This is a genomic window from Bacillus sp. FCW2 (genome assembly GCF_021228595.1).
GTDB classification, from domain to species: domain Bacteria; phylum Bacillota; class Bacilli; order Bacillales; family Bacillaceae; genus Bacillus; species Bacillus velezensis.
In genome coordinates, this window is record NZ_CP089436.1 from 2,325,245 (window position 1) to 2,332,929 (window position 7,685).

Here is a 7,685-nt window from a genome sequence, read left to right on the forward strand (position 1 = left end):
TTTTTTATAATGAACATACTCAAGGCGCGTTCCGGTCTTTTTTTTCACAATGCGTTGCGTTAAAATGGAAACCGTGTGAAAAGGTGTGAGCGAAGGAAAAAATATTTCTTTTGTAGAATGTTTAACAAAATGAAACTTTTTGTTGACCAGCGATTTTTATTATGGTAAACCTTTATTTGGTATTATTCGTTCTCACTATCTTTTTTCTCTATATATGCTAAATGATCTAAAACTTTTTATGTTTGATTTGCGCAAGTGGAAAAAGTTCATGCATTTTTTGACGATTTTGTGACATTAGGTCGAAAAAAAGATGAACTTTAGAAAAAAATAAAGCTAATAAGGGCAGATTTTGATAGCATAACAAGGTAGATAGAGAAAAGATTTTGAGAAAGTACATTTCAGATTCACTACATCAATAGGAAGGATGGTGATCTTCTTGTTCAGAGCATTTAAACCGTTACTTTTATTAGCGATGTTGGCTGTTGTTTTCGTACTGGGCGGATGCAGCGACATTTCCGTTTTAGATCCGAAAGGACCTGTAGCAGACCAGCAGAAAGATCTGATTCTCTTGTCAATCGGATTTATGCTGTTCATTGTCGGCGTCGTATTCGTACTATTTACAATCATTTTAGTGAAATACCGCGACCGCAAAGGCAAAGACAGCGGAAATTACAAGCCCGAGATGCACGGCAACACGTTCTTAGAAGTAGTCTGGACAGTGATCCCAATTTTAATTGTTATTGCACTTTCTGTGCCTACCGTACAGACGATATATTCGTTAGAAAAAGCGCCTGAAGCGACAAAGGATAAAGAGCCTCTTGTTGTTTATGCTACTTCGGTAGACTGGAAATGGGTATTCAGCTACCCAGAGCAGGATATTGAGACGGTTAACTACCTGAACATTCCTGTAGACCGTCCGGTTTTATTTAAAATTTCTTCAGCCGATTCAATGGCATCGCTATGGATTCCTCAGCTTGGGGGACAAAAATACGCGATGGCGGGAATGCTGATGGATCAATACTTACAGGCTGACAAAGTGGGAACATATGAAGGCCGCAACGCGAACTTCACCGGCGAACACTTTGCCGACCAGAAATTCAACGTAAAAGCTGTTACGCAAAAAGACTTTAACAGCTGGGTGAAAAAAGCCCAAAGCGATTCTCCAAAGCTGACGAAAGAGAAGTATGACGAACTGATGCTTCCGGAGAATGTCGGAAAATTAACGTTCTCTTCTACACACTTAAAATACGTTGACCACGGCCAAGATGCCGAATATGCGATGGAGGCGCGCAAACGCCTTGGCTACAAAGCCGTATCACCGCACTCTAAAACAGATCCGTGGGAAAATGTAAAGAAAAACGAATTTAAAGTATCCGACGATAAACAAGATTGAAATTGAACAAGAAAGGAGGAAGCCCGAATGAAATTGAGATGGGATGAATTTTTTGTAACAGGTGACCCATTAATTCTGGGCGCACAAGTTTCCATTGCGCTTTCCACTATTGCTATCATCGTTGTACTCACATACTTCAAAAAGTGGAAATGGCTCTGGTCTGAATGGCTTACGTCTGTAGACCATAAGAAACTTGGAATCATGTACATTATCTCTGCTGTTATCATGCTGTTCCGCGGCGGGGTCGACGGCTTGATGATGCGCGCCCAGTTAGCGCTTCCTAATAACAGTTTTTTAGACTCAAACCACTATAATGAGATCTTTACGACTCACGGTACGATCATGATTATCTTCATGGCGATGCCGTTTTTAATCGGTCTGATCAACGTTGTCGTACCTTTGCAGATCGGTGCGCGCGACGTAGCATTCCCTTACTTGAACAACCTGAGTTTCTGGACGTTCTTCGTAGGTGCGATGCTTTTCAATATTTCTTTCGTTATCGGAGGTTCTCCGAACGCAGGCTGGACGAGTTACATGCCGCTGGCAAGCAACGACATGAGTCCCGGGCCTGGTGAGAACTTCTACCTGCTCGGTCTTCAGATTGCCGGTATCGGTACGCTGATGACGGGTATCAACTTTATGGTGACGATCCTGAAAATGCGTACGAAAGGCATGACGCTGATGCGTATGCCGATGTTCACATGGACGACGCTGATTACAATGGTTATTATCGTATTCGCCTTCCCTGTTTTGACAGTGGCATTGGCGCTGTTATCATTTGACCGTTTGTTCGGCGCTCACTTTTTCACGCTGGAAGCCGGCGGTATGCCGATGCTTTGGGCTAACTTGTTCTGGATTTGGGGACACCCTGAAGTATATATCGTTATCTTACCGGCATTCGGTATTTTCTCTGAAATTATTTCAGCGTTTGCAAGAAAGCAGTTATTCGGTTACAAAGCGATGGTCGGCTCAATTATCGCCATTTCCGTCCTGAGTTTCCTTGTATGGACTCACCACTTCTTCACAATGGGGAACAGTGCGTCTGTTAACTCTTTCTTCTCGATTACAACGATGGCGATTTCGGTTCCGACCGGGGTTAAAATCTTTAACTGGCTCTTTACGATGTATAAAGGCCGAATCAGTTTTACAACACCGATGCTGTGGGCGCTTGCGTTCATCCCGAACTTCGTTATCGGCGGGGTAACAGGGGTTATGCTTGCGATGGCTGCAGCGGATTATCAATACCATAATACGTACTTCCTCGTATCTCACTTCCACTATGTGCTGATCGCGGGTACGGTATTTGCATGTTTCGCAGGTTTTATTTTCTGGTATCCGAAAATGTTCGGCCACAAGCTGAACGAAAGAATCGGAAAATGGTTCTTCTGGATCTTTATGATCGGATTTAATGTATGTTTCTTCCCTCAATACTTCTTGGGGCTGCAAGGTATGCCTCGCCGTATTTACACATACGGACCGAATGACGGATGGACTGCATTGAACTTTATTTCAACTGTCGGAGCCTTCATGATGGGTGTCGGATTCTTAATCCTTTGCTACAACATCTACTACAGCTTCCGCTACTCTACTCGCGAGATCAGCGGAGATTCATGGGGCGTGGGACGTACGCTTGAGTGGGCGACTTCATCTGCGATTCCGCCGCATTACAACTTTGCGGTGCTTCCTGAAGTGAAATCTCAAGATGCGTACCTGCAATTGAAAGAAGACAAAACGGATATTCATCCGGAAAGCAAGTTCAAGAAAATCCATATGCCGCACAACTCCGGAAGACCGCTTATTATGTCAGTGGCGTTCGGTATTGCAGGCTTCGGACTTGTATTTGAATGGTTCTGGATGGGCATTGTCGGCTTGATCGGCATTCTGCTTTGCATGGTGCTTCGTTCATTTGAATATGACAATGGCTACTATATACCTGTTGAAGAAATAAAAGAGACGGAAAGAAAGATTTCCGAATAAAGGAGGCGTGATTTATGGAACATGCAGAACACGGCAATTCTAACGCGCCTATGGAATATCAATCTGAAACCGGCAGACTCAATATTCTCGGGTTTTGGATCTTTTTAGGGGCAGAGATTGTGTTGTTCTCAACACTATTTGCAACCTTCTTCGTTCTTCAAAGAAGAACAGCAGGAGGAGTCTTACCGGCTGAATTATTTGAAGTGAAGCTTGTCATGATCATGACATTCCTGCTTCTGATCAGCAGTTTCACCTGCGGGATCGCTGTTCATGAAATGCGTCGCGGAAGTTTAAAAGGCGTCGTCATTTGGACGATCATTACGCTTCTTCTCGGCGCGGGCTTCGTCGGATGTGAGCTTAACGAGTTCATCCACTATGTACATGAAGGAGCATCTCTCGGTACAAGTGCTTTCTGGTCTGGATTCTTCGTCCTTCTGGGAACGCACGGAACGCACGTAACGATCGGTATCTTCTGGATTGCCGGCATCTTACTGCAATTGAAGAAACGCGGATTAACGCCGCAGACGTCTTCAAAAATCTTTATCTCAAGTTTATACTGGCACTTCTTAGACGTTGTTTGGATCTTCATCTTTACAGGCGTCTATCTCATCGGATTGGGGGGACTATAATATGGCAAACAAATCTGCTGAACACAGCCACTTTCCGTGGAAGCATATCGTAGGTTTTGCGTTGTCTATTATTCTGACCCTGCTGGCCCTTTGGGTTGCGGTATATACGGAATTAAGCCCATCAGCAAAACTCTGGATCATTTTCGGATTCGCATTTATCCAAGCCGGTCTTCAGCTTCTCATGTTCATGCACATGACAGAAAGCGAAAACGGCGGAATTCAAGTCGGAAACACGCTCTTCGGATTTTTCGGAGCGATTGTTATCATCCTTGGTTCCATCTGGATCTTTGCGGCGCACTACCATCACGGTGACCATATGGATGGAAACCCTCCTGGCGGTGCGAAGCAACATTCCGAACATCAGGAATAAAAAGAAACCCTCTTCGTTTATGCGAAGAGGGTTTTTTTGTGCCTTTATTGGCTTCTTCTCCGGCGCAGGCGCGGAAGGCCGTAAATGATAAAGGCGGCGATATGGGCAACGATGACGTTGGCGGCAAACAGGATGATCATGAGTGTGTGGCCGAGAGGGGATAGGCTGCTGGTTGCGTAAAAGTAGAAGAAAACCCACATGAGAATAATTGGCGGTATGGCCGAAAGAGCGACTTTTTTGTTATCCAGCCAGATAAAGAGGGGTGTTGCGCTTGCGACCAGTAAATAAGCAAAAAACATGTCCATCTTACGTGTCTCCTTTCATTTTATGGGAGCGTTTCCAAAATGAAATACAGAGAATAAAATGTGTCTGTTTTGTGGTCGTTTTTTGAACATTTTGTTACAATTATTATACCATGTTTTCCAATTTTTGATACCGCTTTTTCGAGAAATGTATTGCAACTATTGCCTCATTTTTGGATAGGTACAAGAAACCGGAAAGGCCAAATACCCTGTCACATTTCCGGACAATGGAATGGCGCAGGCTGTGAACCTTTGCTATGGTCAAAGAAACATGCACAGCAAGGGTGGTTTGAAGTGGACGTAAGGAAAGAAGATGTCACAGCACCGGATGTCATTGCGCTTTTGCAGGATCATCTGAAGAGCATGACCATGCATTCTCCTCCGGAAAGTATACATGCGCTCAATGCGGACCGGCTGCGTCAGCCTGACGTTACGTTTTGGAGTGCGAGGGAAAACGGCATTCTGCTCGGCTGCGGTGCCTTAAAGGAGCTAAACAGCCGGCACGGTGAGATCAAATCAATGAAAACCTCTCCGCATCATGTCAGAAAAGGCGCAGCCAACCGGATCCTCCGCCATATGCTTGAAGAAGCAAGGCGGCGGGGCTATCAGCGGATCAGCTTGGAAACCGGTTCTATGGAGGCTTTTCTCCCCGCCAGACGCCTGTATGAAAAAGCCGGGTTTCAATATTGTGATCCGTTTGCACATTATAAAGAGGACCCGAACAGCTTGTTTATGACGTTAAACATAATCTGAAACCCCTTTTCTGACGAGAAGGGGTTTTTTATCGGAAAAGTTTCAACATGACCGAAACATTTCCTTTTCTGACACGTCATATGTCGTGTAGTCCCCAAACCGTAAAAAATAAAAAGGAAGCAACCTCATCATGTTTTCTTGAACGGTGTTCATGTATAATAAACAATAGTGACTTCCGATGAAAATGTAAGGCGGGATAGAATGAGTCGATATAAGAAACAGCAAAATCCCTATTATCAGGGGGATTTGATTTTTATATTTGGTGTGTTTTTAATAATTAGTGTTGCGGCGATTTATGCGGCCGGACAGTTCGGGCAGTACGGAGGCAGTGCCTGGATGAAACAGATTGTCTTCTATGTTATAGGTGCGGGATTCATCGGATTATTGCTGTACTTTGATTTAGAGCAGCTTGAGAAACTGAGTCTGTACGTATTGATTGCCGGCGTGCTGTCGCTGCTCCTTTTGCGTGTGGCGCCGGAATCCATCGCGCCGATTAAAAACGGAGCGAAGAGCTGGTTTCAAATCGGAAACTTTACCCTCCAGCCCTCTGAGTTTACGAAAATAGGAATTATGATGATGGTCGCGTCCATTATATCGAAGGCGGGCCCGAAGGATCAAAGATCACTTCGGGAAGATGTGAATCTGCTTTTGAAAATTGCGGCATGGACGGTCATTCCGCTCGGGCTGATCGTTTTGCAGGATGCCGGAACGGGTGCGATCTGTCTGTTTATCGTTATGGTGATGGTGTTTATGTCGGGTGTAAACTGGAAGCTGATCACCATCATCGGCGGTTCGGCCGCGCTTGTGCTTGGCCTTTTCTTAGTTCTCGTGATTGAATTTCCCCATGTGGCGAATTCAATCGGCATTGCGGATTATCAAATTAACCGGATTACATCGTGGATGTCTGACTCCAGTGCGGCAACGACTCAGGCAGAGAGCGATAAAAGCTGGCAGGTGGATCAGGCCGTTATGGCGATCGGATCGGGCGGCATTACCGGAAACGGCGTTCATAATCTGAAGGTGTACGTACCTGAGGGACAGACCGACTTTATCTTTGCGATTTTGGGTGAAAGTTTTGGATTTTTAGGCTGCGCCATTGCGGTTGTCATGTTTTTCTTTTTAATTTACAGACTTGTGGTGCTGATTGACCGCTTGCATGCGTTTAACCGATTTGGCGCGTTTTTTTGCGTAGGATTTACTGCACTTATCGTGATTCACACCTTCCAGAATATCGGGATGAATATCGGCATTATGCCGGTTACCGGTATTCCGCTGCTGTTTGTCAGTTATGGGGGGAGCTCGGTGCTTTCTACATTAATCAGCTTCGGGATCGTATATAACGCAAGTGTGCAGCTGACGAAATATAAAAGCTACTTGTTCAATTCTTAATGTGAGACGGCTCGTTTTTCGGGTTGTCTTTTTTTGTTTAGAGCATTTCGCTTTTGACATGATTCCCTTTCGGATATGATATATAAAGAAGGAGGCTTTTATATGAACAATACCATCGAAACTATACTTAATCATCGGTCGATCCGATCATTTACTGACGAGCTTCTGACAGCAGAAGAGATAGATACATTAGTGAAAAGCGCCCAGGCGGCGTCAACGTCCAGTTACGTGCAGGCTTACTCCATCATCGGTGTAACCGATAAAGAGAAAAAGCGGAAGCTGGCGGCACTGGCCGGAAACCAGCCTTACGTCGAAAATAACGGGCACTTGTTTGTGTTCTGCGCTGATTTGTACCGCCATAAAAAACTTGCTGAGGAAAAAGGCGAAAACATTACCGAGCTTCTTGAGAATACGGAAATGTTTATGGTCAGCGTCATTGATGCCGCACTTGCCGCACAAAACGTAAGTGTTGCCGCGGAATCAATGGGACTTGGCATTTGTTATATCGGAGGCATTCGAAATGAACTTGATCAGGTGACAGAAGTGCTTGGAACACCTGACCATGTGCTGCCGCTGTTCGGCTTGGTAGTCGGTCATCCCGCTCATCCGTCCGGTCAAAAGCCGCGCCTGCCGAAACAAGCCGTATATCATGAAAACACGTACGATACGAATGAAGAACACTTCCGCAGTTATATGAAGGAATATGATGAAACCATTTCCGCTTATTATGATAAACGGACAAACGGCAAGCGGGTTGAAACGTGGTCTGATCAAATCCTGCAGTTCATGAAACAAAAACCGAGAACCTATTTAAATCAATATGTAAAAGATAAAGGTTTTCAAAAGAATTAAGAAAAAACCTCTCCTGACCG

8 protein-coding genes are annotated in these 7,685 nt (G+C 44.8%); 7 read left to right on the plus strand and 1 reads right to left on the minus strand.

The genetic code is table 11. The features are described from left to right. Positions 1-427 precede the first annotated feature (427 nt). From qoxA to qoxD, 4 genes are read left to right on the plus strand one after another with little or no spacing between them, the layout of a single operon-like run. The gene (gene qoxA / locus K3G25_RS11775; RefSeq protein ID WP_012118744.1) at positions 428-1,393 is read left to right on the plus strand and encodes a cytochrome aa3 quinol oxidase subunit II; all 966 of its coding nucleotides are present in this window, start codon (positions 428-430) and stop codon (positions 1,391-1,393) included. Positions 1,394-1,420: 27 nt separating this feature from the next. Continuing rightward, positions 1,421-3,370: a cytochrome aa3 quinol oxidase subunit I gene (gene qoxB, locus K3G25_RS11780; RefSeq protein ID WP_014419186.1), complete on the plus strand. Its 1,950-nt coding sequence runs from the start codon at positions 1,421-1,423 to the stop codon at positions 3,368-3,370. 14 nt (positions 3,371-3,384) lie between these two features. Beyond that, positions 3,385-3,999: a cytochrome aa3 quinol oxidase subunit III gene (gene qoxC, locus K3G25_RS11785; RefSeq protein ID WP_003150930.1), complete on the plus strand. Its 615-nt coding sequence runs from the start codon at positions 3,385-3,387 to the stop codon at positions 3,997-3,999. 1 nt (position 4,000) lies between these two features. Continuing rightward, complete coding sequence (gene qoxD / locus K3G25_RS11790; RefSeq protein ID WP_014419185.1) at positions 4,001-4,369, plus strand: cytochrome aa3 quinol oxidase subunit IV; 369 nt, start codon at positions 4,001-4,003, stop codon at positions 4,367-4,369. Positions 4,370-4,413: 44 nt separating this feature from the next. Here the strand turns inward: qoxD and ywcE are convergent, their stop codons facing one another. Further along, entirely contained in the window at positions 4,414-4,674 is a 261-nt protein-coding gene (ywcE, locus tag K3G25_RS11795) for a spore morphogenesis/germination protein YwcE (RefSeq protein ID WP_007614574.1), read from the minus strand. A 291-nt stretch (positions 4,675-4,965) separates the two neighbouring features. Between ywcE and K3G25_RS11800 the strand changes: the two genes are divergently transcribed. The 3 genes from K3G25_RS11800 (at position 4,966) to nfsA (ending at position 7,665) form a co-directional block, all read left to right on the plus strand. Next, a complete protein-coding gene (locus K3G25_RS11800; RefSeq protein WP_021494742.1) occupies positions 4,966-5,424 on the plus strand; it encodes a GNAT family N-acetyltransferase in 459 nt (152 codons plus the stop codon). A gap of 201 nt (positions 5,425-5,625) precedes the next feature. Beyond that, the gene (locus K3G25_RS11805) at positions 5,626-6,813 is read left to right on the plus strand and encodes an FtsW/RodA/SpoVE family cell cycle protein (RefSeq protein ID WP_014419183.1); all 1,188 of its coding nucleotides are present in this window, start codon (positions 5,626-5,628) and stop codon (positions 6,811-6,813) included. A 102-nt stretch (positions 6,814-6,915) separates the two neighbouring features. Next, positions 6,916-7,665, plus strand: a complete 750-nt coding sequence (gene nfsA, locus K3G25_RS11810) for an oxygen-insensitive NADPH nitroreductase (protein WP_007407708.1) — start codon at positions 6,916-6,918, stop codon at positions 7,663-7,665. Positions 7,666-7,685 lie beyond the last annotated feature (20 nt).

Bases quoted from the DNA above. Each gene is read 5' to 3' on its own strand.
- K3G25_RS11805 (WP_014419183.1), top strand. From the start codon at position 5,626: ATGAGTCGATATAAGAAACAGCAAAATCCCTATTATCAGGGGGATTTG.
- qoxB (WP_014419186.1), top strand. From the start codon at position 1,421: ATGAAATTGAGATGGGATGAATTTTTTGTAACAGGTGACCCATTAATT.
- qoxD (WP_014419185.1), top strand. From the start codon at position 4,001: ATGGCAAACAAATCTGCTGAACACAGCCACTTTCCGTGGAAGCATATC.
- ywcE (WP_007614574.1), bottom strand. From the start codon at position 4,674: ATGGACATGTTTTTTGCTTATTTACTGGTCGCAAGCGCAACACCCCTC.
- nfsA (WP_007407708.1), top strand. From the start codon at position 6,916: ATGAACAATACCATCGAAACTATACTTAATCATCGGTCGATCCGATCA.
- qoxC (WP_003150930.1), top strand. From the start codon at position 3,385: ATGGAACATGCAGAACACGGCAATTCTAACGCGCCTATGGAATATCAA.